Raw genomic sequence first — 25335 nt, 5'->3', positions numbered from 1 at the left:
AAACGCACATGCCGAGCAGTGGCCGTCACGTCACCATGCTCACGGAAGGCACCTATCCGCACGTCCACGGGGGAGTGAGCACCTGGTGCGACCAGCTCGTCCGGGGCATGCCCGAGGTCGACTTCCAGATCCTCGCCCTCACCGGCAGCGGCCGTGAGCCCGTGACCTGGGAGCTGCCGCCGAACATCTACCAGCACACCGCCTTCCCGCTCTGGGGCACCGCCCCGGAGCGGGGGCGGGCCCCGCGGGGCCGTGAGCGCCGCCGCTTCATCGACACCTACGAGCGCTTCCTGCTCTCCATCCTCGACCCCGGCTCGGGCTGCGACTTCGGCGAGAGCCTCTACGCCCTCGCCGAAGCGGCCCGGCGCGGCGGCCTCACCGCCGCCCTGCGCTCCGAGCACGCGCTCCGCTCGCTGATGTGGATCTGGACCATGCCCCATCTGCCGACGGCAGCCGCCCGGCCCACCGTCCACGACGCGCTCACCGCCACCGACCTGCTCGAACACGCGCTGCGCCCGCTCGCCGCCCGGATACCCGACGACAGCGTCGCGCACGCGGTCTCCAGCGGACTCGCGACCCTGCCCGCGCTGACCGCCCAGCACTTCGAAGGAGTGCCGTTCCTGCTGACCGAACACGGCATCTACCTGCGGGAGCGCTACCTCGGCTACCGCACCGAGGCCCAGCGCTGGCCGGTCAAGGCCCTGATGCTCGGCTTCTACCGCGAGCTCAACACCCTCGGCTACCGCAAGGCCGACCTGATCACCCCGTGCAACCAGTACAACCGGCGCTGGGAGGAGCGCGGCGGCGCTCCCGCCGAGCGCATCCGGACCGTCTACAACGGCGTCGATCCGGCCGCGTTCCCCGACGCCGGCCCCGAGCCGGAGGTCCCCACGCTCAGCTGGTGCGGCCGCGTCGACCCCATCAAGGACCTGGAGACGCTGATCCGCGCGTACGCCATCACCCGCGCCGAACTGCCGGAGCTGCGGCTGCGGTTGTTCGGGCCGGTCCCCGCGGGCAACGAGGACTACCTGACCCGTCTGGAGAAGCTCGCCGCCGAGCTGGGCGTGACCGACGGCATCACCTTCGAGGGGCGGGTCTCCGACGTGGCCCGCGCCTACGCGGCCGGAAGCGTGGTGATGCTCTCCTCGATCAGCGAGGGCTTCCCGTTCTCCCTGATCGAGGCGATGTCCTGCGGCCGGGCCACGGTCTCCACCGACGTCGGCGGGGTACGGGAGGCCGTCGGCGACACCGGACTCGTCGTCCCGCCCCGCGAGCCCGCCGTGATGGCCGCGGCCGTCACGGAACTGCTGCGGGACGGCGCGCGCAGGGCCGAACTGGGGCGCAGGGCCCGGCAGCGGGTCGTCGACCGGTTCACCCTGCACCGCTCCGTGGACGGCTTCCGCCGGATCTACCGCGAGCTCGCCGGCCGGCCCGTCCACACCGCGCCCGAGGCGGAGGACTGGACGGCGCTCCTCACCGACCCCTGGCGCCAGGAACTCGTGGGCGGAGGCTCCCTGTCATGAGCGGCTCCCTCTGGCTGAAGAACGGCACGATGCGCGACACCCTGCCCGTGGTCCCGCGCCAGCGCGTGACCGGCTCCCCGCACGACTCGGCGTACGCCGACGATCCCGTCAGCGAACTCGCCCACCGCCTGAGCGCGTTGGCGGCCCGCGCCGTGCACCCGGACGAGATAGCGGCGATCCTGGAGTCCGACGGCATGACGGACGACCACATACGTCTCACCTACGGCCGCGCCGACTCCTTCGCGCTCGCCGAGGACATCTACGCGCGCGTCGAACGGCACCACCCCCGGCCCCAGGCCGCGCCCGCCGGGCCGTGGCACCTCGGGCTCGCCGGCTGTCTGCTGCGCGGTCTCGTCTTCGCGCTGCCCGGGCTCGCCTACGTCCTGGGCGCCCCGCTCCTGGGCGGGGCGAGCACCACCCCGCTGCTCGCGGGGGCCGTGGCCGGATGGGTGTGGAACCAGGCACTCTCCCACCGCGCGTACTCCTGGCTCGGTCTCGGCGACCCCGCGGCCGCCGCCCGCACCCTGCTCCTCGGCGCCCCGGCGGGCGGTCTCCTCGGCTCCGCGGTCGCGTTCGCGGCCGCGGGGCCCGGCGACTGGCCGGCCGTGGTGTTCGCGGCGGGCCAGGCCCTGTATCTGGGCGCCGCGACCGTCCTGCTCGTCCTCGGCCGTGAACGCGCCCTGCTCTGCGCGCTGTCACCGCTGCTCGGGGCCGTGCCCGCGCTCTGGTTCGACCTCCCCGACCCGGTCAGGGCCGGCCTGCCCGTCCTCTCCCTGGCGGCCGCGACCGCCTTCGCGGCGACGGTGCTGCGCCCGGGGCCTCTGCGGCGGCCCCGTTCCGGACCTCCGCTCGCCGCCTCGCTCCCGTACGGCCTGTTCGGCCTCGGCACCGGACTCCTCGTGCTGTACGCGGGGACCGGCGACGCCCTCGTCACGGGCGCGGGGCCCGTGGTCGCGCTCACGCTCTCGATGGGGCCCGCCGAGTGGCTGCTCCACCGGTTCCGCAGCGTCAGCCTCGCCCGGCTGCGGACGCTCACCACCGCTCGCGCCTTCCGGCGGGCCGCGGCCGGGAACCTCGTCCACTGCCTCGGCGCCTACCTCGGCGTCCTCCTCACCCTGGCCGCCGTCGGCACCCTGCTGTGGCCGGGAGCCGAGGCGCTGGGCGGCGCCCGGCTCGTCGGACTCGTGCTCGTCGGGGTCGTGCTCTGGCTCGGCCTGCTCCTCCAGGCCTTCGGCGCGGTGCGCAGCGCGGCCGCCGTCTGCGTGGCCGCCGCCGCGACCCAGACCCTCGCCCCGAGTTCGGGCCCGGCCGTCTCCGCCGTGGCCGCGGCCGTCCTCGCCGTCCTGACGTGCGCGCTGCTCGTCCGCCCGACCGCCCACCGCGTCTGAGGAAGTCCGTGACCCCCGCCACCCGCTCCAGCCCTGCCTTGCTCGTGCCGTTCTACGAGCACCCCGCCGACCGGCCCGAGGAGTGGGACGCCGTGGTCGCGGCCGCTCCGTCCCTGTACGGCGTCGTCCTCAACCCCGCGAGCGGCGCGGGGACGGCCCCCGACCCCGGCTTCGCCGCCGTCGCCGCACGGCTCCATGCCGCCGGGGTCCGGGTTCTCGGCTACACCGACACCGCCTACGGGCGGCGCCCGCACGGCGAGGTCGTCGCGGAACTGCTGCGCCACCGCGACTGGTACGGAGCCGACGGGGCCTTCCTCGACCAGGTGCCGACCGCGCCCGAGGCCCTCGCCCACGTCCGTCGCATATCCGTCGCCGCCCGCGCCGCGGGCGCCCGCACCCTGGTCCTCAACCACGGCGCCCATCCCGACCCGGGCTACGCCGAACTCGCGGACCTGCTGGTCACGTTCGAGGGCCCCTGGGACTCCTACCGGGGCCTCGATCTGCCGCTCGCCGACCACTACTGCCACCTGGTCTACGCGGCTCCGCGCGGCGCGCTCCCGACGACCCGCGTCCACTGCGCGGTCCCGGGCACGGGTCCCCACCCCTGGGGCACCCTTCCGCACGCCCTGGCCCGGGAGCCCGACCCGGCGCCGTCCGGCTAGGGCCCGGCCCGGCCCGGCGGTGCCGGGCCGGCTCAGCGTCCCGTCGCGCCGAGGAAGACCACCGCGCCGACGATGACGAGCACGGCGGAGAGGAAGGTGTGCCGCCGGGCCCTGCGCAGCTTCTCCCGCACGATCCAGGCGTGGGCGGTCGCCAGCAGCCAGCGCAGGTACGGGTCCGTCCGCGCGATGTTGCGGTGGGCCGTGGCCAACCCCTGTTCCAGCGCCGCCCGTTCCGCCGCTCCTGCGGTCGCCAGCCGCCGGGAGATCTCCGTGGCGACCCGGCGGTGCCGCAACAGGCCCTCGACGTCGGTGGCGGCGGAGCCGAAGTAGAAGCCGGGCGCCGCGTCGAACCGCTCGCGCAGCCCGCGCAGGGCCGGTGAGGTGAGGATCTCGGGCGTGGTCAGCGGCGGGACGAGGACCTCGCTGGTCTGCCACATCGCCCAGGCGATGCCGAGCAGGGCCACGAACAGGCCGCCACCCGCCCAGGCCGCGTGGGCCCAGTCGTCGATCCGCCCCACGGCGAGCAACGGGCCGCCGCCGAGCAGCAGCGCGCCGACGGCGCCGGTGGACGCGAGGGTCCACCGCGCGGCCTCCCGGCTGTCGGCGACGGAGTCCAGCGGCGAGGGCAGGGCGTCGAGGACGGCGGGGCCGGAGTCCCTGGCCGCCGGGCTGCTCACGGGGACTCCCCCCGGATCACGAGGCCGAGCGGCCCGGGGTCGTCGTCCGGCAGGTCCACGTACGGCGCCCACACCTCCCCGTCGAAGTACTCCAGGAGGCCGGCGTCGTTGACCCGCACCGCGTTCGGCTGCGGGGGCTCCTCCGGGGCGTCGGTCATGAACTCAGTATGGCCGGATGGGCAGTTGGCGTCACCACGGAAACGGGGTACGGGTGGTGTGACGGGGCACGGTGGGGCGGGACGGAGCGGGGGCTCACGTGATCAGGCTGGACATCGGCACCACGAGCGTGCGGTGCGACATCGGGGGCGTCACCACCGCGCAGACGCCGAAGGCGGAGAGCCAGCGCACGGCCGATCTGCTGTGGCGGCTGCGCAGGGCACCCTCGGACGACCTGCTGCGGGAGGTGGGGGCCGCGCTGTTGGACCGCTTCCTGGACGGCCCCGTCGGCCGGGCGCTGTCGGCGGAGCTGCGGCGGCCGGGCCGCCACCGGGTCGGCGTCGACGTGACCGATCCGACGGTGGCCGACCTGCCCTGGGAGACCCTCGTTCCGCCCGGTCGCGACGTCCCGCTGGCGCTCGACCCCGGCGTCGACCTGTACCGGACGACGCGGCGCACCGGCGGGCCCGCCCCCGCCGCGGCCGGCGGCCCCCTGCGGATCGTCGCCGCGGTCGCCGCCCCCGACGACAGCTCGGGGGAGCTCCTCGACTACGAACGGGAATGGGCCAGGATCCTGGACGCGGTGGAGCCCGGCCGCCGCTCGGGGCACCGGGTACGGGTCCTGGAGTGGGGCAGCACGGCGGCGATCCGGTCCGCGCTCGACGCGGACCCCTGCGACGTCCTGCACATCTCCTGCCACGCCCGCCCCGGCGCCCTGCTCCTGGAGACGCCGACGGGCGAGGAGGACGCGGTGGACGCGGGGCGCTTCGTACGGGACGTCCTGCCGACCGGCGGCGAGGTGCCGCTCATCGTGCTGGCGGGCTGTTCCACCGCCCTGGAGGGACAGGCCGAACTGCCCGGTCTGGCCAGGAGCCTGCTGGACCACGGCGCCCAGGCCGTACTGGCGATGAACGGCGCCGTCAGCGACGACTACGCCATCGAACTCTGCGCTCGCCTGTACGAGAGGCTGACGCGCCGCCCGCACGCGGACCTGCTGGCCGTCTTCTCCGAGGTGCGCAGGGAGCTCGCCCGCGAACCACGGCCCGTTCCCGAGTGGGCGACGCCGACGCTGTTCCTCGCCGATCCGGCGTCACGGCCGGGCGGCCGCCCCTCCGCCGGGGCGCCCCCCGCCCACCGCCCGGAACCGCCCGCCGCCTCCCTCGCCCGGCCCCACCCCCCTGCGGTCGTGGCCGACGGCACGGTCCGCGCACGGCACGACTTCGTCGGCCGCCGGAGGACCCTGCGCACGCTGGCCGACGGCGAGCCGCGGGTCCTGCTGCACGGCATCGGAGGCGTCGGCAAGACGAGCCTCGCGGCCGAACTGGTCCACCGCTTCACGGTGGCCGCGCCCGACGCTGTCGTGGTGGCCGTCGCCGGCGGGACGACCGTCGACGCGATCATGGAGCAGCTGCGCCGCCGGCTGGGCGCCCACTGCGCCCGGAACGGGCTCGACGAGACCCATCCGCTGCACCAGTGGGTGATCGCCCTGCACGAGCCCGGACGCGACTGGCGGGAGCTGCTGGGGGCGCCCGCGCGGGACGCCGTACCGCTCCTGCTCGTCCTCGACGACGCCGAGGACAATCTCGACGAGGAGCACCACCTTGCCGACGCGGAGCTCGCGGAGTTCCTCCAGGTCTGGGCGGAGCGCCACGGCACCCTCGTCACCAGCAGGCATCCCTTCCCGGTCGCGGGTGTCGATCACCTTCATCTCGGGCCGCTGACCTGGCAGGAGACCCGGAAGCTGATCTGGCGCCTGCCCGGCATCGACGCCCTGTCGCCGCCCGAGCGGGCCCAGGTGTGGGCCCGTCTGGGCGGCCATCCCCGGTCCCTGGAGTACCTCGACGCGCTGCTGCGGGACGACGCGGCCCGCTTCGGCGAGGTGAGCGCACGCCTGGGGGCCGCGGTCGCCCGCGAGAACGTCCCGGGCGGCGGGCTGGGCCGGAAGGTGGACGAGACCGGGGCGCTGATCGCGCGGGACGTGCTCCTGCCGGAGCTGCTCGCCCGGCTCGACGCGTTCCCCTCGGCGCGACGGCTGCTCCTCGGCGCGGCCGTGTACCGGCTTCCGGTGGACCTGACCGGACTCGGGTGGCAGCTGGCCGCCGCGTCCGCGGATCCGTCCGGCGCGACCGACCCGTCCGGGGCGACGGAGCCGCCGGACGAGCCGGACGGTCTGGACGAGGCCCTGGCGCGCCTCCTGCACCTCGGGCTGCTCGCGCCCGCGGGCGACGGCTATCTGGTGCACCGCTGGACCGCCGAGGCGCTCGCGCGCGTCGCCGGCCCGGAGGCGCTGACCCGCGCCCACCGCAGGGCGGGGGCGTACTGGGCGTGGCGGTGCGGCACGACGACGGCCCAGGACACCTACATCGGCTACGCACTGGAGGCGCGGTTCCACGAACTGGCGGGCGGCCGGGTGCCGAGGGCCCTCGCACGCACCGAGGAGGCCTGCCGCGAGCTCGCGCGGAGCGGCCAGTGGGCCCGGGAGGAGCGGCTGCGCCGGGAGGCGCTGGCGCTGGCCGCACCGGGGTCGCTGGCAGCCGCCGAGTGTCTCTCGGAGCTGGGCGGCCTGGACGCCCGCCGCGGGCGGTACACGGGGGCCGAGCGGCGCTACCGGGAGGCGATGTCCCGGTTCGCGGAGCTGGGGGAGGACGCCCTGGTCGGGGGTGTGCTGCACAACCTGGGCCTGCTCGCCGGGCACCGGGGGGACCACGACGAGTCGGAGCGGCTGTACCGGGAGTCGATGGCGATCACGGAACGCGCCGGGGAGCGCGCACGGGTGGCCATCACCCTGCACGAACTCGCCCACCATGCCGGCCGGCGGGGCGACGACCGGCTCGCGGAGCGGCAGTACGTCGAGGCGCTGACCATCTGCGAGGAGCTGGGCGACCTCGCGGGGGTCGCGGCCGCGCAGCACCAGATCGGCATCCTGGCCTTCCGCGCGAAGGACTACGAGAAGTCGGAACGGTGCACGCGTGTCGCGCTCTCCCACCACATCACCCTGGGAGACCGGGTGAACGAGGCGAACGGGCGGCACAGGCTGGCGAAGATCGGGCTGGCCCGTCTCGACCACGTGACGGCGCACGCGCACGCGAGAGCGGCCCTGGAGATCTTCGAGGCGATCGGGAGCAGTACGCACATTGCCGAGGGCTGCGAACTGCTCGGCGAGATCTCGCGCGACCTCGGCGACCTGCCCTGGGCGGAGACGTGCTTCTCCCGCGCGAGCGCCGTGTACGCGGCGCTCGGGGAGCAGGGGCATCTCGCCGCGTGCAACCGGAAACTCGGCCCCGTACGGACGGTCATGGGGCGGGCGGAGGACGCGGTGCCGTGCACGCTCCAGGCCTGGATCGAAGGGCGACGGGACCGGGCCGGTCACCAGGACCTCGACTGGCTGGGCGTCCAGCGGATGGAGCTCGGCGCCGGCACCTTCGACCGGACCCTGCGGATGCATCTCGACCCAGGGACCGCGGGTCATGTCACGGAGATCACCGCGCGGTTCGTCCGGATGCTCGACTCCGAGCGGACTCCGTCGACCTTGGGCACCGCCTATGTGCAGCTGGCCATCTCGGCAGGCAAGCGGGGTGCGTACGGCGCGGCCCGGATGATCCTGCTGCGCGCCCTGCCGGTGTGCGAGGCGGCCGGCTACACCGAGGCCGTCGCCAAGTGCCACGAGGAACTCGGGCTCGTGAACCTGAAGACCCGACAGCTGGAGGCTGCCGAGCGGAGCTACCGGGACGCGCTCACGCTCTTCGAGCGGATGGGGAACGACACCAACCGGGCCATCGTGCTCCACCAGCTCGGCAAGGTGTGCCAGGACCGGGGCGCCTACGCGGAGGCGGAGGAGTACCTGCGCGCCTCGGTGGAGGTGAAACGACGACTGGGCAACCGGGCGGGGGTCTCCAACAGCACGTTCCACCTCGGCCAGGTGGCCCAGCTCCGGGGCGACATGGAGCTGGCCGAACGGTGCTACCGCGAGTGCCTCGCGATCGACGAGGCGGCCGGCGCCTGGGAGGAGGTCGCGCTCGACTACGGCGAGCTGGGCAACCTCCGGGCGGGGCAGGGGCTTCCCGAGGAGGCGGTGCCGCTGATGGTGCGGGCCCTCCTCCTCAACCACCAGGTGGGGTCGGACAACGCGGTCCTCAACCGCACGGCCCTGCGCCGGCAGCGCGACGCGCTCGGCGAGGAGGAGTTCACCCGCCTGCTGCGCCGCCACGTCGACGAGGCGTCGGTCTCGGCCGTCCTCTCCCTCATCGCCACCCTGCCGACGACGGACACCCCTTAGGCCGTGTCGTGTGGATCAGGCCGGATCAGGGAGCGGGCTGGACCGTGCCCAGGGTCAGGGCGACGAGCACCACCGTGGCCGTCACCTCCTCCACCGCCCCGAACACGTCGCCCGTCACCCCGCCGAACCTCCGCACGCAGCGGCGCAGCAGCAGCGCCGCCGCGGCGAGCCCCGCGCCCGCCGCGAGGACGTGGCGCAGGGCGTCGTAGGGGGAGAACAGCGCGCCGGCCGCGGCGCAGGTCACCAGGACGGCCGCGGTGACGAGGGACGCGGCGCGGGGCGGGACGGTGGCGGCGACCATCGCGCCCAGGCCTTCGGGGCGGGCCGCCGGGATGCCCTCGCGGGAGGCGTGGGTGAGCGCGAGCCGGGCGACGGTCGCGGCGAGGACGGCGCCGACCGCGCCGTACGCCCAGCCCTCCTCGTACAGCCGGTACAACGCGGCGACCTGGGCGAGGAGGACGAAGAGCAGCACGATCACACCGAACGGTCCGATGTCCGACTGCTTCATGATGCGCAGCGCGTCCTCGGCCGGCTTCGCGCTGCCGAGCCCGTCCGCCGTGTCCGCCAGTCCGTCCAGGTGCAGACCGCGGGTCAGCAGTGCCGGCACGGCCGCCGTGGCGACCGCGGCGAGCAGCGGACCGGAGCCGAGCAGCAGGAGCACTCCGCCGGGTGCGGCCGCGAGAAGCCCGACGACGAGGCCCGCGAAGGGGGCCCAGAGCATGCCGGCGCGCGCCGCGTCCCTGTCCCAGCGGGTGATGCGGGCGGGGAGCACGGTGAGGGTGCCGAAGGCGAAACGCAGGCCGTCCATCCGGGCAGGGTAAGCCAGGCCTCCACCCTGTAAGTTGCGCATATCGCGTATACGGTGCAAATCCGAAGCAGGTGGCATGGGTCACTGGTTCTACCGCAACTTCGTCGAGCCGGGAAAGCTCCCGCTGCTCATCGCCCTGTTCTCGTTCATGGTGACGTTCCTGGTCACGCGGACGATCGTGCGGATGATCCGGGCGGGGAAGGGCCCGTTCGGCAATGTGAAGTCCGCCGGCGGACTCCACATCCACCATGTCGTGCCGGGCGTCGTCCTCACCGTCCTCGGCGGCTTCGGGGCGGTCGCCAGCGGCCGGGAAGGCGTCACCGCCTGTGTCTTCGCGGCGGTCTTCGGGGTCGGCGCGGGGCTCGTCCTGGACGAGTTCGCGCTGATCCTCCACCTCGACGACGTCTACTGGAGCGACCAGGGGCGCAAGAGCGTCGAGGTCGTCGTCCTGACCGCCGCCCTGGTGATGCTGGTCCTCGGCGGCTTCTCGCCGCTCGGTGTCAACGAACTCACCGAGGACCAGCGCCAGAACCGGGGCGCCTTCGTCCTCACCCTGCTCGTCAACTTCCTCTTCGTCCTGATCGCGCTGGTGAAGGGGAAGTTCCGGCTGGCGGTGATGGGGACCCTGGTGCCGTTCGTCGCGATCGTCGGGTCCGTCCGCCTCGCGCGGCCGGGCTCCTGGTGGTCCCGGCGCTTCTACCGGCGCCGCCCCAAGGCGCGCGCCCGCTCCCGGCTGCGCACCTACCGGCACGACCGGCGCTGGGACAAGGTGCGACGCAGACTTCAGGACGTGATCGGCGGCTTCCAGGAACGGGTGCCGGGCCGTTCCGGCTCGGGGTCCGGCGGCGGCGGCTGACGGCGCTCCCGCCAGGACTCGACCGCCATGAGCACCAGCACGGCGGCGATCGCCGCGAGGTGTTCCTTGCCCGCGAGGTTGGTCTTGACCAGGACCTCCACCACCATGGCGACGACCACGAGGGCCCCGGTCCACCGGGCCCGGTAGCGCCGGCAGACGTACACGGCGAGGCCGACCACGGCCGCGGACGGCCCGGTGTCGACGACCCGCGCGTCGGAGGCGGGCAGTCCCAGCGGGCCCTCCGGGCCGAGGGCGATGCCCACACGCGCGTACAGCGTCCCGGCCAGCGTCGCGAGATACGCGAGGGCGAGCGTCCGCCGCCGCCCCAGGCATATCTCGGCGATGCCGAAGACCAGCAGCAGCTGTGCGAGCGCGCCCCACACCGGCAGGTCCAGCGCCGGTACGAAGAGCGAGAGCGGGGTCCGCAGCAGGGCGAGCCAGAGCGGGTCCTCGGCCCGTACCGAGCCGATGTTCTGGACCGGCTGGTATCCCCAGTCCTGGTTCTGCACGAGCTGGAAGAGCGCCGTGAGGCAGACGGCACCCAGCGTCATCGGTATCGCCCTCCACCGCCGGGTCACGAGCGCGGTCCGTACGGCGGTGTACAGCGGCCCCCACTCGCGGCGGGCGAAGTCCTTGAGCGCGGACCTCACCGCTTGCCCTCCAGGTGCTTGCGGTGCATCCACTTCGGCAGGCCGGGGGCCTCCAGGAAGCCCTCGGCGCGTCCGGCGGCGAGGCCGATGCGCAGCAGGTCGGCGCTCTTCTCGAAGAGCATGAAGCGGGGCTCCCAGATCGGTCGGTACTTGGCGTTGGCGCGGTACAGCGACTCGATCTGCCACCAGCGGGAGAAGAAGCTGAGGAGGGAACGCCACATCCGCAGCACGGGTCCCGCCCCGAGCTTCGAGCCACGTTCGAAGACGGAGCGGAACATGGCGAAGTTGAGCGAGACCTGAGTGATCCCGATCTCCTTGGCGCGCTGGAGGAGCTCGATGACCATGAACTCCATCAGGCCGTTCTCCGCGTCCCGGTCACGGCGCATCAGGTCCAGCGAGAGGCCCTTGGGCCCCCAGGGGACGAACGAGAGCACCGCCCGCAGCGCGCCGGTCTCGTCGCTGCACTCCAGCATCACGCAGCGGCCGTCCCGGGGATCGCCGAGCCGGCCGAGCGCCATGGAGAAGCCGCGCTCGGTGGCGCCGTCGCGCCAGTCGTCGGCCTTGCGGAGCAGCTCGTCCATCTCGTCGGCGGGGATGTCCTCGTGACGCCGGATCCGGACCTCGTACCCGGCCCGCTTCACCCGGTTGTACGCCTGCCGGACCGTCCGCATGGCCCGGCCGTCGAGGGTGAACTCGTCGGTCTCCACGATCGCCTCGTCGCCCAGCTCCAGGGCGTCCAGGCCGTGCCGGGCGTAGACGGTGCCGGCCTCCTCGCTCGCGCCCATGACGGCCGGGATCCAGCCGTGCTCGCGGGCCTCGGCCAGCCACGGCTCGATGGCGCCGGGCCAGGCCTCGGGGTCGCCGATCGGGTCGCCCGAGGCGAGCGACACCCCGCCGACGACCCGGTAGGCGATGGCGGCCTTCTCGCTGGGGGACCAGACCACGCTCTTCTCGCGGCGCAGGGCGAAGTAGCCGAGCGAGTCGCGTTCGCCCTGCTTCTCCAGGATGCGCCGCAGCCTCTCCTCGTCCTCGTCGGTGAGCGGGTCGACGGCCCGGCGCGAGCGGAACGCTGCGTAGAGCACGGCGATGATCAGCAGGGTGGAGAGCACGTTGATGGTGACGTTGACCCAGCCGGGGGTGGCGATCCCGTCGAAGCGCGAGTCGTCGGCGGCCAGGGTGATCAGCCGCATGACGCCGTACCGCCAGCGCTCGAGGAACGTCGAGGTGCCCGTCGAGGTGTTGGTGACGGTGACCAGGAAGGCGGCGAGGAGCGAGGTGACCAGGAGGCCGCCGACCGCGACGACCGCGGCGAGCAGCGGGTTGGAGCGGTCGCCCTTGGCGTAGAACTCCTTGCGGCCGAGGACCAGCGCGAGGACGAACGCGGCCGTCAGGGCGAGCGAGACCCAGTTCTGGGCGTGCTGCCGGATCTCGGGGAAGGCCATGGCCAGGGCGAAGAGCAGCAGGAAGAGACCGCTGAGGACGATGTTGAGGATCCACGCGGCGCGCTTGCGGCGGCGCATGGTGATCGCCAGGAAGAGCGTGAAGACGCCCGAGGCGAAGCCCGCTGTCAGCAGGTACGGCGTGAAGTAGTCGTCCGTGTTGTGCCGGCGCAGGTCCTGGCCGAGCGAGACCCAGACGGCGCTCAGGAAGTTGATGAACGTGACGGCGCGCAGGTACCAGACGGCGAACGCGGCGCTGCGCCGCGAGCGCGGGGTGGTGCCCCGGGGCGTTCCTTCGGCGGACAAACGGACCTCTCCCATGAAAAGCGATCATATGGGGCATCGCTTGCCATGGCGGGGCGACGGAAGCGGTCGTCCGCCCGATGGGGTCCCCAGGACGGAGTCCTCGGGGAACGGACCGCTTCCGGCGCCGTGATCCGTCTAGTCCTCGTCGGGCGCGCCGACCGGTGCGTCCTGCGGAACGGTCTCCTCCGGACGCTCGGGCAGCTCCGCCGCCAGCGCGGCGGCGGCCCGGACGAGGGGCAAGGCGAGCAGTGCCCCGGTTCCCTCGCCCACAGTGACGCCGTGATCGAGCAACGGGTTGAGCGCCATCCGGTCCAGCGCCTTCGCCTGCGCCGGCTCACCGCTCACCTGGCCCGCCAGCCACCAGTCCGGCGCCCGGAACGCCGCCCGCTGCGCCACCAGCGCGCAGGCCGCCGCCACCACACCGTCCAGGATCACCGGCATCCGGCGCACGGCGCTCTGCAGCAGGAAGCCCGTCATCGCCGCCAGATCCGCCCCGCCGACCGCGGCGAGCAGCTCCAGCTGGTCGCCCAGGACCGGCCGCGCGCGCCGCAGCGCGTCACGGACGGCCGCGCACTTGCGCATCCACGCCAGATCGTCGATGCCCGTGCCACCACGGCCTGTGACCACCGAGGCGTCCGTCCCGCACAGGGCCGCGATCAGGGTCGAGGCCGGCGTCGTACCGCCCACGCTCAGATCGCCGAGCACGACCAGATCGGTCCCCGAATCGGCCTCCTCGTCGGCGATCGCCATGCCGAGCCGGATCGCCGCCTCGGCCTCCTCGGCGGTCATCGCGTTCTCGAGGTCGATCCGGCCGCTGCCGCGCCGCACCCGGTGCCGTACGACCTCGGCGGGCAACAGCTCCGGATCGCAGTCGAGACCGGCGTCCACCACCCGCACCGGCACCCGCGCGCTGCGCGCCAGCACCGCCACCGGACTCGCCCCGTCCAGCACCGAGCGGACGAGCTCGTGCGCCGTCCCGGCCTCACGGCCCGACACCCCGAGCGAGGCCACCCCGTGATCGCCCGCGAAGAGCACCACCCTCGGCTGCTCGATCGCCCGCACCTCGACCGACCCCTGCGCCGCCGAGAGCCACTCGCCGAGTTCGTCGAGCCGGCCGAGCGCACCGGGCGGAACGATCAGCCGCTCCCGGCGTTCCTCGGCGTCACGTCGCACCCCGCCGTCGGGGCGCTCGATCAGATCGGAGAAGTCGTCCAGGTTCAAGGCTCTTCCTCGTGACGTCGGTCGGCGATGGAATGGGTGATCGAACCCTACCCGCGCAGCACCAGCGCCTGGCCCGAGACGACGAGGAGCACCTGCTCGCACTCGTCCCCGAAGGCCGCGTTCAGCCGGCCCAGCTCGTCCCGGTACCGCCGCCCCGACGCGGTGCCCGGCACGACCCCCGACCCCACCTCGTTGGTGACGGCGACGACCGTACGGGACGTGGCGCGGACCGCCGCCACCAGCTCCTCGACCCGCTTCCGCAGCGCCTCCTGCCCGCCGTCCGCCCACCGCTCCTCGTCCCACGCACCCACCCGGTCCATGGCGTCCGTCAGCCAGAGCGACAGACAGTCGATCAGCAGCGCGGGACCCCCGTCCTCCTGGAGCAGCGGTACGAGGTCACAGGTCTCGGCCGTACGCCAGGAGCCCGGCCGCCGGTCCCGGTGCAGGGCCACCCGCTGCGCCCACTCCGGGTCGCCCTCGCGCGTCCCGCCGGTCGCCACGTACAGCACCTCGGGGAAGGTCTCCAGGCGCCGCTCGGCCTCCACCGACTTGCCCGACCGCGCCCCGCCGGTCACCAGCGTGCGCCGGGGCACGTCGGGCACGGCGTGGTACTCGCCGACGTACAGGGTCGTGCCGTCCGGCACCGTCCGCGCCCCGGCGGCGGCGAGCCGGCGGTCCAGCTCGGCACCGTTCGGCACGTCGTGGTCGAGGTGGACGGCGATCACGTCGGTGCTCGCGCCGACCGCCCCGGTCGACCGCAGCCGGGCCAGCGCGTCGGACCGGCCCGTGACGTCCATGACGACCATGTCGTACGGCGGCCGGTGATCGTCCGGCAGGCCGGCGGGGGAGCCGCCGGGCGGAAGGTACAGCAGCCGCTCGCCGTCCGGGGACGTCACCTCGTACCCGGTACCGGGCGAGTCCATCGACACGGCCCGCACCCGGTGCCCGCTGATCAGCGTCAGCTCCCGGCCGTCCGGCACCCGCCCGGCGGCCGGCAGCCCGGCGGGCACCTCCACCGCGGGCCCGTCGTGCGGATGCGTGAGGAGCACCTGCCGCACGCCCACCAGCGAATGCCCGGCCCGGGCGGCCGCCAGCGCGGCCCCGGGCGTCAGATCGAGCAGCAGCGACTCGTCCACGAGCAGCGAGGTGGCCGCCCGCGCCCGGTCGCCGCGGGAGGACGCGCACACGGCGCAGGGGCATTCGGGGCGGGGGAGCCCGGTCGGGGCGCCGGTGCCGAGCAGAGTCAGTTCCACCCCTTGATCCTCCCGCGTCGCCGCAAGGGGTGCGCGCCCGGCTACGCTGCGGGCAGGAAACCGATCATCCGGTGAACCTCAGGAGGCGGACATGGCATGGACGTGGCGGTTCGAGAAGGCCGACGGCTCGGAGACGGCTCCCGCGGTGGAGCCGGAGGACTGGACCACCCAGGGCGACGCCGAATCCTGGATCGGTGAGGTCTGGAAGGAGCTCCTGGAGGGCGGCGTCGAGCAGGTCACCCTCTTCGAGGACGACGGGAAGATCTACACGATGTCGCTCACGAGCGCGGCCGAGGCCTAGACCGCTCCGTAGAGACGCCGGGGCGGCCCGGGGCCCGAGGGTCCCGGGCCGCCTCTGTGGTGCCGGTCCGCGCTCGGGGTGCGGCGCGGTGCCGGACAGGGGGTCGTCCATGTCCGGAGTCGACGTTCGTCGGGTTCGCACGCCTTCGTGGGGGCGGCCGATCAGGGGGCGCGGGACGCGTCGGCGTCAGCCCCGTACCCCGCACAGGTGCAGCAGCGCCGCGACCCTGCGGTACGGCTCGGTTCGCCCGGCCCGGTCCTCCGCGGCGAGCAGCCGCTCGAGCTCCTCGGCGGCCGGCAGACCCACATCGCCCGCCACGCCGTCGGTCAGGACCCGCACGCCGTACCAGGCGTGCAGCGGTGCGGCGATCCCCGCCAGCGTCGACGTCAGCGCGTCGAGCCGGTCGGCCCGTACCTTGAATCCGTTGTCGTCGGTGTACGTGTCCGATTCGAAGCCGGACAGCGCGCCCGACCAGTCCCCGGCCAGGCCCGGCCGCATGGCCAGGGAGTCGGCGTTCCGCACGACCAGGGAGAGCAGACCCCCGGGCGCCAGCATCCGGGCGAGGCCCGCGAGGAGAGCGTCCGGCTCGTCCGCGTACATCAGCACGCCGTGGCAGAGCACGACGTCGAAACTGCCCGGCAGGAAGTGCACGCCCGTCTCGCGGCCGTCGCCCTCGATCAGCCGGACCCGCTCACGGATCCCGGCCGGCTCGGTGGCCAGCGACTCACGGGCGGCCTTGAGCAGGTCGGGATCGGCCTCCAGACCGGTCACCGTGTGACCGGCCCTGGCGAGGCGCAGGGCCTGGGTGCCCTGCCCCATGCCCGCGTCCAGGATCCGCAGCCGCTGGCCCACCGGGTAGCGGCCGGCTATCTGCTCGTCGAGCTGGCGGGCGACGAGCTCCTGGCGGACGGTCTCGCGCAGCCCGCCGTACCCGCTCGGCCAGGGTGAGGTGGCGGGCAGCAGCGGACCGCCACCCGTACCCGTACCCGTGCCGGACTCGGAGCTTCCCGCGCTCAGGGCCGCTCTCCGCGCTTGACCTGCGGCTTCGGCAGCCGCAGTCGGCGCATCTGGAGCGTACGCATCAGGCCGTAGGCCACGGCACCGCGCTTCGGCTCGTTCGGGAAGCGCTCGTTGAGCTGCTTCTTCAGGCGGAGCCAGATGCCGATCGAGTCGATGACGATCATCACGATCACACCGAGCCAGAGCAGCAGAGAGACGTTCTGCAGCACCGGGACGCGGATCATCGACAGCACGAGGATCACCACGGCCATCGGGAGGAAGAACTCGGCGATCGCGAAGCGCGAGTCGACGAAGTCGCGCACGAAGCGACGGACCGGACCCTTGTCGCGGGCCGGCAGATAACGCTCGTCGCCGCTGGCCAGCGCCTCGCGCTGGCGGGCCAGGTCGGAGCGGCGGGCCTCGCGCTGGCGCTTGGCGGCCTCCTTGCGGTCGGTCGGCACCGTCGCGGCGCGACGGCGCTGGGTCTGCGCGTCACTCCGCTTCGGGGTCGGGCGGCCCTTGGGGGCCTCGGGGTCGCGGGGCTGCTTGGAGAGGTCTGCCGTCACCTTGTCGGTGGGGACCTTCTCTTCCTTGGAACGGCTACGGAACACAAAGCCCAGGGTACGTGGTGGGGGGTGTGGACCCCAGTGTGGGCGGGAACGATCTGGTATCGGCCCGCGTCTGTGGGGGTACGTACGGACGACACGCACGGTTTCCCCGAGGTCCACCTACTCCCTGGGCCGGAGAGAGTCCGCTCGTACTCGTCCTTGGGGAGGAGCACATCCGGCCCCGAACAGTGCGTCAATGGAGACAGGGCCCGTACTGTGGATCCTGTTGGAGTGCTTGAGCCGAGTCCGTCAGAAGGGGGCGCGCGAAGCCCATGAGCGGTGTCATGAAGCGTATGGGGATGATCTTCCGCGCGAAGGCAAACAAGGCCCTTGACCGGGCCGAGGATCCGCGCGAGACCCTCGATTACTCCTACCAGAAGCAGCTGGAGCTTCTGCAGAAGGTCCGCCGGGGCGTCGCCGACGTGGCGACGTCGCGCAAGCGGCTCGAACTGCAGCTGAACCAGCTCCAGGGCCAGTCCGCGAAGCTGGAGGACCAGGGCCGCAAGGCGCTGGCGCTCGGCCGCGAGGACCTGGCCCGTGAGGCGCTCTCCCGGCGGGCGGCGCTCCAGCAGCAGGTGAGCGACCTCGAGGTGCAGCACCAGACGCTGCAGGGTGAGGAGGAGAAGCTCACGCTCGCCGCGCAGCGCCTCCAGGCCAAGGTGGACGCCTTCCGCACGAAGAAGGAGACCATCAAGGCGACGTACACGGCCGCCCAGGCGCAGACCCGGATCGCCGAGTCCTTCTCCGGCATCTCGGAGGAGATGAGCGACGTCGGCGTGGCCATCCAGCGCGCCGAGGACAAGACGGCGCAGCTCCAGGCACGGGCCGGCGCGATCGACGAGCTGCTCGCCTCGGGCGCGCTCGACGACCAGTCGGGCCTGGCCAAGGACGACATCCAGGCGGAGCTGGACCGGCTGTCCGGCGGTACGGACGTCGAGCTGGAGCTCCAGCGGATGAAGGCGGAGCTGGCCGGCGGTCCCTCGGCCTCGAAGCAGGCGATCGAGGGCGGCAACGGAGCGGCCACGCCGCAGGACCAGCAGCAGTCCCGGCCGCGCTTCGACAAGCAGTGACGAGCGGTCGCGAGCAGGAGCCGGCAGGAGTAAGCAGGAGAGCGGGAAGCGGCACCGAGCGGTAACGAGCCCGAAGGACGCGTCATGATCGTACGGATCATGGGGGAGGGCCAGCGGACGCTGGCCGACAGCCACGTCGCCGAGCTGAACAAGCTCGACGACAAGCTGCTCGCAGAGATGGAGTCGGGGGACTCCGACGGCTTCCGCCGGACCCTGTGCGCCCTGCTCGACGAGGTCCGCCGGGTCGGTGAACCCCTTCCGGACGACGCCCTGGAGCCCTCCGAACTGATCCTGCCGTCGCCGGACGCGACCCTCGAAGAGGTGCGCGAGATGCTCTCGGACGACGGCCTGATCCCGGGCTGAGCCGCACGACTCCAACGCACCGGTGCCCCGCCCCTCATCCGAAGGAGCGGGGCACCGGTGCGTCGCACCCCGTACCGTTGCCTGTCGTGACCTCCCTCGACAGCGGCTTCCAGCGAGGCCGGCAGTGGCTGCGGGCGCATCCCCTCGCCTTCGACGGGGCCCTCGCGTTCGCCGTGCTCGTCTGCATGATCACGGCCTCCTTCGCCGACCCCCACGGCAGCCGCAACGGCCCCACCTTCGGCGACCGCACCCCCGACGCGAGCAGCGTGCTCCTCATGGTGCTCGGGGCCGGCGCCCTCGTGCTGCGGCGGCGGGACCCGCTCGCCGTCCTCGCCTTCACCGGCGCCGTCACCCTCGTCGAGCTGATCACCGACAACAGTCCGGCCCCCGTCACGATGAGCACCGTCATCGCGCTCTTCACGGTCGCCGCCCGCACCGACCGCCCCACCACCTGGCGCGTCGGCCTCACCACGATGGCCGTGCTGACCTGCGGCGCGATGCTGTTCGGACCCACCCCCTGGTACGCGCAGGAGAACCTCGGCGTCTTCGCCTGGACCGGTATGGCCGCGGCCGCGGGCGACGCCGTCCGCAGCCGCCGCGCCTTCGTCGACGCCATCCGGGAGCGGGCCGAGCGCGCCGAGCGGACCCGGGACGAGGAGGCCCGGCGCAGGGTCGCCGAGGAGCGCCTGCGGATCGCCCGCGATCTGCACGACGTCGTCGCCCACCACATCGCGCTGGTCAACGTCCAGGCCGGGGTCGCCGCCCATGTCATGGACAGGCGGCCCGACCAGGCCAAGGAGGCCCTGGCCCACGTCCGCAACGCCAGCCGCTCCGCTCTCAACGAGCTGCGCGCCACCGTCGGCCTGCTCCGTCAGTCCGGCGACCCGGAGGCGCCCACCGAACCGGCGCCCGGCCTCACCGTCCTCGACGAGCTCCTCGCCACCTTCCGTCACGCCGGCCTCCCGGTCGAGCTGGCGCGCGCCTCCGACGACGCCGCGCTGCCGGCGGCCGTCGACCTCGCCGCGTACCGGATCATCCAGGAGGCGCTGACCAACGTGCAGAAGCACGCCGGCCCTGACGCCAAGGCCGAGGTGAGCGTCGTCCGGGTCGGCCGGACCGTCGAGATCACCGTCCTCGACAACGGCGTACCGCAGCAGTCGGCGACCGGCGACGGCACGGGCGGCCACGGCCTGATCGGGATGCGCGAGCGCGTCGGCGCCCTCGGCGGCACCCTGACCGCGGCACCCCGGTACGGCGGGGGCTTCCGCGTCCAGGCGATACTGCCCGTGACGGCCCGTACGGGGGAGGACGCATGACCATCCGAGTGCTGCTCGCCGACGACCAGGCGCTGCTGCGCAGCGCGTTCAAGGTGCTGGTGGACTCCGAGCCGGACATGGAGGTCGTCGCCGAGGCGGCGGACGGGGCCGAGGCGGTCGCGCTCGCCCGGTCCACCGGGCCCGACGTCGTCCTGATGGACATCCGGATGCCGGGTACGGACGGGCTGGCCGCCACCCGTCTCATCACCGCGGACCCGGAGCTGTCCGACGTACGGATCGTCATGCTGACCACCTTCGAGGTCGACGAGTACGTCGTGCAGTCGCTCCGCGCCGGGGCCTCGGGCTTCCTCGGCAAGGGCGCGGAACCGGACGAGCTGCTCAACGCCATCCGCATCGCCGCCGCCGGGGAGGCCCTGCTCTCGCCCGTCGCGACCAAGGGCCTGATCGCCACGTTCCTGGCGCAGGGCGGAAGTGCGGGACCCGACGGCGACCCGGACTCCCCGGCGTACTCCGAGCGGCTGACCGCCCTCACCACCCGTGAACGCGAAGTCCTCGTCCTCGTCGCGGGCGGCCACTCCAACGACGAGATCGCCGAACGCCTGGAGGTCAGCCCCCTCACGGTGAAGACGCACGTGAACCGGACCATGGCCAAGCTCGGCGCGCGGGACAGGGCCCAGCTGGTCGTCACGGCGTACGAGTCGGGGCTGGTACGTCCAAGGGTGGAGTGAGGGAGTACTCCGGCGTACTCCAGACGCGGTATGCGCCGGATAAGGAATTGGACCCCGGGGCCGAGGATCCGGCGCTTCCCATGGCTGATCGTGGAGAGCGGGCACCCGTCACCGCCCGCCTGCCGAGCACGCCACAGAAGAGAGACCCCATGTCCTGGCTGTCCAGATTCAGCCTCGCGCAACGGGCCCTGATCGGGCTGATGTCCATCGTGGCCATCGTCTTCGGGGCGATAGCCATCCCGCAGCTGAAGCAGCAACTGCTGCCCTCGATCGAGCTCCCGATGGTCTCGGTCCTCGCCCCCTACCAGGGCGCGTCGCCCGATGTGGTCGAGAAGCAGGTCGTCGAACCGCTCGAAAGCACGATCAAGGCCGTCGACGGCATCAAGGGCGTCACCTCCACCGCCTCCGAGGGCAACGCCCTCATCATGGCCACCTTCGACTACGGCGACGAGGGCACCAAGCAGCTCGTCGCCGACGTCCAGCAGGCCGTGAACCGGGCGCGCGTGGCGCTTCCCGACGGTGTCGACCCGCAGGTCGTCGCCGGTTCCACCGACGACATCCCGACGGTCGTCCTCGCCGTCACCTCGGACAAGGACCAGCAGGCGCTCGCCGACCAGCTGGAGCGCACGGTCGTCCCCGCCCTGGAGGACATCGACGGCGTCGGCCAGGTCTCCATCGACGGCGTGCAGGACCTCCAGGTCTCCGTCACCCCCGACGACAGGAAGCTCGCCGCGGCCGGCCTCACCACCATGAAGCTCGCCGAGGCCGTCCGGTCGGGCGGCGGCACGGTGCCCGCCGGTTCCTTCGCCGAGGACGGCAAGAGCCGCACGGTCCAGGTCGGTGGCGGCTTCACCTCGCTGCAGCAGATCCAGGACTTGCGCATCAAGCCCGAGAAGGGCGGAGCCGTCCGCCTCGCCGACGTGGCCACGGTGAAGCAGACGGAGGCCTCCCGGGTCTCCATCACCCGTACGGACGGCAGGCCGAGCCTCGCCGTCATGGCCACCATGGACAACGACGGAAGCGCCGTCGCCATCTCGGACGCGGTCAAGGACAAGCTCCCCGAGCTGCGCGCGGACCTCGGCTCGGGCGCCGAGCTCACCGTCGTCTCCGACCAGGGCCCCGCGGTCTCCAAGTCGATCTCCGGTCTGACCACGGAGGGCGCGCTCGGTCTCGTCATGGCCGTCCTGGTGATCCTGGTCTTCCTCGCCTCGATCCGCTCCACCCTGGTCACGGCGGTCTCCATCCCGCTCTCGGTCGTCCTGGCCCTGATCGTGCTGTGGACCCGTGACCTCTCGCTCAACATGCTGACGCTGGGCGCCCTCACCATCGCCATCGGCCGGGTCGTCGACGACTCGATCGTGGTCCTGGAGAACATCAAGCGGCACCTCGGCTACGGCGAGGAGCGCCAGGCCGCGATCCTCACCGCCGTGCGCGAGGTCGCGGGCGCCGTGACCTCCTCCACGCTCACCACCGTCGCGGTGTTCCTCCCGATCGGTCTGGTCGGCGGCATGGTCGGCGAGCTGTTCGGCTCGTTCAGCCTGACGGTCTCCGCGGCCCTGCTCGCCTCGCTCCTGGTCTCGCTGACCGTCGTCCCGGTGCTCTCGTTCTGGTTCCTGCGCGCCCCCAAGGGCACGTCGGAGGACCCGGACGAGGCCCGGCGCCTGGCGGAGGAGAAGGAGAGCAGGAGCCGGCTGCAGCGCCTGTACGTCCCGGTCCTGCGGTTCGCGACCCGGCGCCGCCTCACCAGCGTGGCGATCGCGATCGTCGTCCTGGTCGGCACCTTCGGCATGGCGCCGCTCCTGAAGACGAACTTCTTCGACCAGGGCGAGCAGGAGGTCCTGAGCATCAAGCAGGAGCTGGCTCCCGGTACGAGCCTCGCGGCCGCCGACGAGTCCGCGAAGAAGATCGAGAAGGTCCTCGCCTCCACCGACGGGGTGAAGAACTACCAGGTCACGGTCGGCTCCTCGGGCTTCATGGCCGCCTTCGGCGGCGGCACGGGGGCCAACCAGGCCTCGTACCAGGTGACGCTGGAGGATTCGGCGTCGTACGAGAAGACCCGCGACGCCATCGACAAGGCCCTCGGCGAGCTCGACGGCATCGGCGACACGACGATCGCGGCGGGCGACGGCTTCGGCAGCCAGGACCTGAGCGTGGTGGTCAAGGCCTCCGACGCGGACACCCTGAAGAAGGCCTCCGAGGCGGTCAAGGCGGAGGTCGCGAAGCTGAAGGACGTCACCGACGTCCAGAGCGACCTGTCGCAGTCCGTGCCGCGGATCTCCGTCAAGGCCAACGCCAAGGCGGCGGACCTCGGCTTCGACGACACGACGCTCGGCATGGCGGTCGCGCAGGCGGTCCGCGGCACCCCGGCGGGCAAGGCGATCCTCGACGACACCGAGCGGGACATCGTCCTGACCTCGGCGAGGCCGGCCACCACGTTGGAGAGCCTCAAGGCGCTGCCGCTCGGGCCGGTCGCGCTCGGTGACATCGCCGAGGTGAAGCTGGTCCCGGGCCCCGTCTCGATGACCCGGATCGACGGCTCGCGGGCCGCGACGATCACGGCCAAGCCGACCGGTGACAACACCGGCGCGGTGAGCGCGGACCTCCAGTCGAAGATCGCGGCGCTGGACCTCCCGAAGGGCGCGACCGCCTCCATCGGCGGTGTCTCCGAGGACCAGTCCGAGGCGTTCGTCAACCTCGGTCTCGCGATGCTCGCGGCGATCGCGATCGTCTTCATGCTCCTGGTCGCGACCTTCAAGTCGCTGATCCAGCCGCTGATCCTGCTGGTGTCGATCCCGTTCGCGGCGACCGGCGCGATCGGTCTGCTCGTGATCACGGGCACGGCCATGGGCGTCCCGGCGATGATCGGCATGCTGATGCTGATCGGCATCGTGGTCACCAACGCGATCGTCCTGATCGACCTGATCAACCAGTACAGGTCGCAGGGTCTGGGGATCGTCGAGGCGGTCGTCGAGGGTGGCCGTCACCGGCTCCGCCCGATCCTGATGACGGCCCTGGCGACGATCTTCGCACTGCTCCCGATGGCGCTCGGCATCACCGGCGAGGGCGGCTTCATCGCCCAGCCGCTGGCGGTGGTGGTCATCGGCGGTCTGATCACGTCGACGCTGCTGACGCTGCTGCTCGTCCCGACGCTCTACGCGATGGTGGAGCTCCGCAAGGAGCGCCGCGCGAAGAAGAAGGCGGCCAGGAAGGCGAAGAAGGCGAAGAAGCGGGACGGCACGCTCGACAACCCCGAGCAGCCGGACGTGACCCCCGCGGACGCGACGCTGCTGGACGCGCTCGACCTCTGACGCCCCACGGCGAAGGGCGCCCCGCATCTGTGCGGGGCGCCCTTCGGCGCATCTACGGGAGAACCGTTACGGCAGCGCCAGCATCCGCTCCAGCGCCAGCTTCGCGAAGCTCTCCGTCTCCTTGTCGACCTGGATCCGGTTGACCAGGTTGCCCTCGGCCAGCGACTCCAGCGCCCACACCAGGTGCGGCAGGTCGATCCGGTTCATCGTCGAGCAGAAGCAGACCGTCTTGTCGAGGAAGACGACCTCCTTGTCCGGGTGCGCGCCGGCCACGCGGCGGACCAGGTTCAGCTCCGTGCCGATCGCCCACTTCGAGCCGGCCGGGGCCGCCTCCAGCGTCTTGATGATGTACTCCGTCGAGCCGACGTAGTCCGCGGCGGCGACGACCTCGTGCTTGCACTCGGGGTGCACCAGCACGTTCACGCCCGGGATGCGCTCGCGCACGTCGTTGACCGAGTCCAGCGAGAACCGGCCGTGCACCGAGCAGTGGCCGCGCCACAGGATCATCTTGGCGTTCCGCAGCTCCTCGACGGTCAGGCCGCCGTTCGGCTTGTGCGGGTTGTACAGGACGCAGTCGTCCAGCGACATGCCCATGTCCCGCACCGCCGTGTTCCGGCCCAGGTGCTGGTCGGGCAGGAACAGGACCTTCTCACCCTGCTCGAAGGCCCAGTCGAGGGCGCGCTTGGCGTTGGACGAGGTGCAGATCGTGCCCCCGTGCTTGCCCGTGAAGGCCTTGATGTCGGCCGAGGAGTTCATGTACGAGACGGGGACGACCTGCTCGGCCACCCCGGCCTCGGTCAGCACGTCCCAGCACTCGGCGACCTGCTCGGCGGTGGCCATGTCGGCCATCGAGCAGCCGGCCGCGAGGTCGGGCAGCACGACCTTCTGGTCGTCCGTGGTGAGGATGTCGGCCGACTCGGCCATGAAGTGCACACCGCAGAAGACGATGTACTCGGCCTCCGGGCGGGCGGCCGCGTCGCGGGCGAGCTTGAAGGAGTCGCCCGTGACGTCGGCGAACTGGATGACCTCGTCGCGCTGGTAGTGGTGGCCGAGCACGAAGACCTTGTCCCCGAGCTTCTCCTTGGCGGCGCGGGCGCGCTCCACCAGGTCGGGGTCGGAGGGCGACGGAAGGTCGCCGGGACACTCCACTCCGCGCTCGCTCTTCGGATCGGCCTCGCGGCCGAGCAGCAGCAGGGCGAGCGGCGTCGGCTGGACGTCCAGGGGCTGGGCGGTGGTCACGTCACGCACCCTTTCTTATCTGCGGCAACGCTTTTCGTCTAAATGACGCTATCTATCATAACCGCTTCACGTCACTTTGACGATGTCCATAGTGTCGATGTGACGAATTCGCGGTCCCCGGTTCGGATCTTGCCGTTCTCCGCTCCGCGGGCGGGTGTGCGAGCATGAAGGGGAAAAGACGTGAAAGCCGAGCCTCGCCCGGAATGAATCCGGGGCCCCGCCGGTTG

At 72.8% G+C, this 25335-nt stretch carries 21 protein-coding genes; 11 read left to right on the top strand and 10 right to left on the bottom strand.

All coding sequences use genetic code 11. From position 1 onward, the window contains the following. Window positions 1-8: 8 nt before the first annotated feature. Genes pelF through ACFVGW_RS08195 form a run of 3 tightly spaced genes read left to right on the top strand, consistent with a single transcriptional unit; the run spans window position 9 to window position 3573 of the window. Window positions 9-1523, top strand: coding sequence for a GT4 family glycosyltransferase PelF (gene pelF / locus ACFVGW_RS08205; protein WP_352189351.1), 1515 nt, complete (start codon window positions 9-11; stop codon window positions 1521-1523). Next, window positions 1520-2911, top strand: a complete 1392-nt coding sequence (locus ACFVGW_RS08200; protein WP_385851272.1) for a hypothetical protein — start codon at window positions 1520-1522, stop codon at window positions 2909-2911. The genes pelF and ACFVGW_RS08200 overlap by 4 nt, the downstream gene beginning before the upstream one ends. A gap of 8 nt (window positions 2912-2919) precedes the next feature. Further along, window positions 2920-3573 (top strand): spherulation-specific family 4 protein, encoded by a 654-nt coding sequence (locus ACFVGW_RS08195; protein WP_385851271.1) that lies wholly within the window; start codon window positions 2920-2922, stop codon window positions 3571-3573. Between the two features lie 32 nt (window positions 3574-3605). Here ACFVGW_RS08195 and ACFVGW_RS08190 read toward each other — a convergent pair whose 3' ends face one another. Then, window positions 3606-4250, bottom strand: a complete 645-nt coding sequence (locus ACFVGW_RS08190; RefSeq protein WP_385851270.1) for a hypothetical protein — start codon at window positions 4248-4250, stop codon at window positions 3606-3608. Beyond that, window positions 4247-4408 (bottom strand): hypothetical protein, encoded by a 162-nt coding sequence (locus tag ACFVGW_RS08185; protein WP_383228738.1) that lies wholly within the window; start codon window positions 4406-4408, stop codon window positions 4247-4249. Before ACFVGW_RS08185 ends, ACFVGW_RS08190 begins: the two co-directional genes overlap by 4 nt. Before the next feature lie 98 nt (window positions 4409-4506). Here ACFVGW_RS08185 and ACFVGW_RS08180 point away from each other — a divergent pair, with 98 nt between their 5' ends. Beyond that, on the top strand, window positions 4507-8682 hold the full coding sequence (locus ACFVGW_RS08180; RefSeq protein ID WP_385851269.1) for a tetratricopeptide repeat protein: 4176 nt from the start codon (window positions 4507-4509) through the stop codon (window positions 8680-8682). A 25-nt stretch (window positions 8683-8707) separates the two neighbouring features. On the opposite strand, the gene cobS is transcribed toward ACFVGW_RS08180, so the two are convergent. After that, window positions 8708-9490, bottom strand: a complete 783-nt coding sequence (gene cobS / locus ACFVGW_RS08175; protein ID WP_383229211.1) for an adenosylcobinamide-GDP ribazoletransferase — start codon at window positions 9488-9490, stop codon at window positions 8708-8710. A 76-nt stretch (window positions 9491-9566) separates the two neighbouring features. Between cobS and ACFVGW_RS08170 the strand changes: the two genes are divergently transcribed. Then, a complete protein-coding gene (locus tag ACFVGW_RS08170) occupies window positions 9567-10346 on the top strand; it encodes a hypothetical protein (RefSeq protein ID WP_385851268.1) in 780 nt (259 codons plus the stop codon). Here ACFVGW_RS08170 and ACFVGW_RS08165 read toward each other — a convergent pair. From ACFVGW_RS08165 to ACFVGW_RS08150, 4 genes are all read right to left on the bottom strand, one after another. Further along, window positions 10274-10996, bottom strand: a complete 723-nt coding sequence (locus tag ACFVGW_RS08165; protein ID WP_385851267.1) for a hypothetical protein — start codon at window positions 10994-10996, stop codon at window positions 10274-10276. The genes ACFVGW_RS08170 and ACFVGW_RS08165 overlap by 73 nt on opposite strands. After that, window positions 10993-12756 (bottom strand): phosphatidylglycerol lysyltransferase domain-containing protein, encoded by a 1764-nt coding sequence (locus tag ACFVGW_RS08160; protein WP_385851266.1) that lies wholly within the window; start codon window positions 12754-12756, stop codon window positions 10993-10995. Before ACFVGW_RS08160 ends, ACFVGW_RS08165 begins: the two co-directional genes overlap by 4 nt. 120 nt (window positions 12757-12876) lie before the next feature. Further along, complete coding sequence (gene cobT / locus ACFVGW_RS08155; protein ID WP_385851265.1) at window positions 12877-13962, bottom strand: nicotinate-nucleotide--dimethylbenzimidazole phosphoribosyltransferase; 1086 nt, start codon at window positions 13960-13962, stop codon at window positions 12877-12879. Between the two features lie 47 nt (window positions 13963-14009). Continuing rightward, on the bottom strand, window positions 14010-15215 hold the full coding sequence (locus ACFVGW_RS08150; protein ID WP_385851264.1) for a bifunctional adenosylcobinamide kinase/adenosylcobinamide-phosphate guanylyltransferase: 1206 nt from the start codon (window positions 15213-15215) through the stop codon (window positions 14010-14012). 91 nt (window positions 15216-15306) lie between these two features. Here ACFVGW_RS08150 and ACFVGW_RS08145 point away from each other — a divergent pair, with 91 nt between their 5' ends. Further along, complete coding sequence (locus ACFVGW_RS08145) at window positions 15307-15516, top strand: hypothetical protein (RefSeq protein ID WP_352189339.1); 210 nt, start codon at window positions 15307-15309, stop codon at window positions 15514-15516. A 186-nt stretch (window positions 15517-15702) separates the two neighbouring features. Here ACFVGW_RS08145 and ACFVGW_RS08140 read toward each other — a convergent pair whose 3' ends face one another. Together ACFVGW_RS08140 and ACFVGW_RS08135 are read right to left on the bottom strand one after the other, a co-directional pair. Then, a complete protein-coding gene (locus ACFVGW_RS08140; protein ID WP_385851317.1) occupies window positions 15703-16437 on the bottom strand; it encodes a class I SAM-dependent methyltransferase in 735 nt (244 codons plus the stop codon). A gap of 92 nt (window positions 16438-16529) precedes the next feature. Then, the gene (locus tag ACFVGW_RS08135) at window positions 16530-17126 is read right to left on the bottom strand and encodes a DUF3043 domain-containing protein (protein ID WP_383229204.1); all 597 of its coding nucleotides are present in this window, start codon (window positions 17124-17126) and stop codon (window positions 16530-16532) included. Window positions 17127-17395: 269 nt separating this feature from the next. Between ACFVGW_RS08135 and ACFVGW_RS08130 the strand changes: the two genes are divergently transcribed. The 5 genes from ACFVGW_RS08130 (at window position 17396) to ACFVGW_RS08110 (ending at window position 23869) form a co-directional block, all read left to right on the top strand. Further along, window positions 17396-18193 (top strand): PspA/IM30 family protein, encoded by a 798-nt coding sequence (locus ACFVGW_RS08130; protein WP_383174477.1) that lies wholly within the window; start codon window positions 17396-17398, stop codon window positions 18191-18193. Between the two features lie 84 nt (window positions 18194-18277). Next, the gene (locus ACFVGW_RS08125; protein WP_352189336.1) at window positions 18278-18556 is read left to right on the top strand and encodes a hypothetical protein; all 279 of its coding nucleotides are present in this window, start codon (window positions 18278-18280) and stop codon (window positions 18554-18556) included. An 86-nt stretch (window positions 18557-18642) separates the two neighbouring features. Further along, complete coding sequence (locus tag ACFVGW_RS08120; RefSeq protein ID WP_385851263.1) at window positions 18643-19872, top strand: sensor histidine kinase; 1230 nt, start codon at window positions 18643-18645, stop codon at window positions 19870-19872. Continuing rightward, the gene (locus ACFVGW_RS08115) at window positions 19869-20561 is read left to right on the top strand and encodes a response regulator transcription factor (protein WP_352189334.1); all 693 of its coding nucleotides are present in this window, start codon (window positions 19869-19871) and stop codon (window positions 20559-20561) included. The genes ACFVGW_RS08120 and ACFVGW_RS08115 overlap by 4 nt, the downstream gene beginning before the upstream one ends. A 149-nt stretch (window positions 20562-20710) precedes the next feature. Then, window positions 20711-23869 carry an efflux RND transporter permease subunit gene (locus ACFVGW_RS08110; RefSeq protein ID WP_385851262.1) on the top strand — a complete coding sequence of 1053 codons (3159 nt, stop codon included), beginning with the start codon at window positions 20711-20713 and terminating at the stop codon, window positions 23867-23869. A gap of 66 nt (window positions 23870-23935) precedes the next feature. Here the strand turns inward: ACFVGW_RS08110 and nadA are convergent, their stop codons facing one another. Next, window positions 23936-25117 (bottom strand): quinolinate synthase NadA, encoded by a 1182-nt coding sequence (gene nadA / locus ACFVGW_RS08105; RefSeq protein WP_385851261.1) that lies wholly within the window; start codon window positions 25115-25117, stop codon window positions 23936-23938. Window positions 25118-25335: the final 218 nt, after the last annotated feature.

It is taken from the genome of Streptomyces sp. NPDC127129 (assembly GCF_042671585.1).
GTDB lineage: Bacteria > Actinomycetota > Actinomycetes > Streptomycetales > Streptomycetaceae > Streptomyces.
Note: the sequence above shows the minus strand (reverse complement) of the source record. Positions and strands in the feature narration are given on the sequence as shown.

Excerpts from the sequence above, each read along its gene's own strand:
- pelF (WP_352189351.1), top strand. The coding sequence starts at position 9 with ATGCCGAGCAGTGGCCGTCACGTCACCATGCTCACGGAAGGCACCTAT.
- ACFVGW_RS08200 (WP_385851272.1), top strand. The coding sequence starts at position 1,520 with ATGAGCGGCTCCCTCTGGCTGAAGAACGGCACGATGCGCGACACCCTG.
- ACFVGW_RS08185 (WP_383228738.1), bottom strand. The coding sequence starts at position 4,408 with ATGACCGACGCCCCGGAGGAGCCCCCGCAGCCGAACGCGGTGCGGGTC.
- cobS (WP_383229211.1), bottom strand. The coding sequence starts at position 9,490 with ATGGACGGCCTGCGTTTCGCCTTCGGCACCCTCACCGTGCTCCCCGCC.
- ACFVGW_RS08170 (WP_385851268.1), top strand. The coding sequence starts at position 9,567 with ATGGGTCACTGGTTCTACCGCAACTTCGTCGAGCCGGGAAAGCTCCCG.
- ACFVGW_RS08160 (WP_385851266.1), bottom strand. The coding sequence starts at position 12,756 with ATGGGAGAGGTCCGTTTGTCCGCCGAAGGAACGCCCCGGGGCACCACC.
- ACFVGW_RS08145 (WP_352189339.1), top strand. The coding sequence starts at position 15,307 with ATGGCATGGACGTGGCGGTTCGAGAAGGCCGACGGCTCGGAGACGGCT.
- ACFVGW_RS08130 (WP_383174477.1), top strand. The coding sequence starts at position 17,396 with ATGAGCGGTGTCATGAAGCGTATGGGGATGATCTTCCGCGCGAAGGCA.
- ACFVGW_RS08125 (WP_352189336.1), top strand. The coding sequence starts at position 18,278 with ATGATCGTACGGATCATGGGGGAGGGCCAGCGGACGCTGGCCGACAGC.
- ACFVGW_RS08115 (WP_352189334.1), top strand. The coding sequence starts at position 19,869 with ATGACCATCCGAGTGCTGCTCGCCGACGACCAGGCGCTGCTGCGCAGC.
- ACFVGW_RS08110 (WP_385851262.1), top strand. The coding sequence starts at position 20,711 with ATGTCCTGGCTGTCCAGATTCAGCCTCGCGCAACGGGCCCTGATCGGG.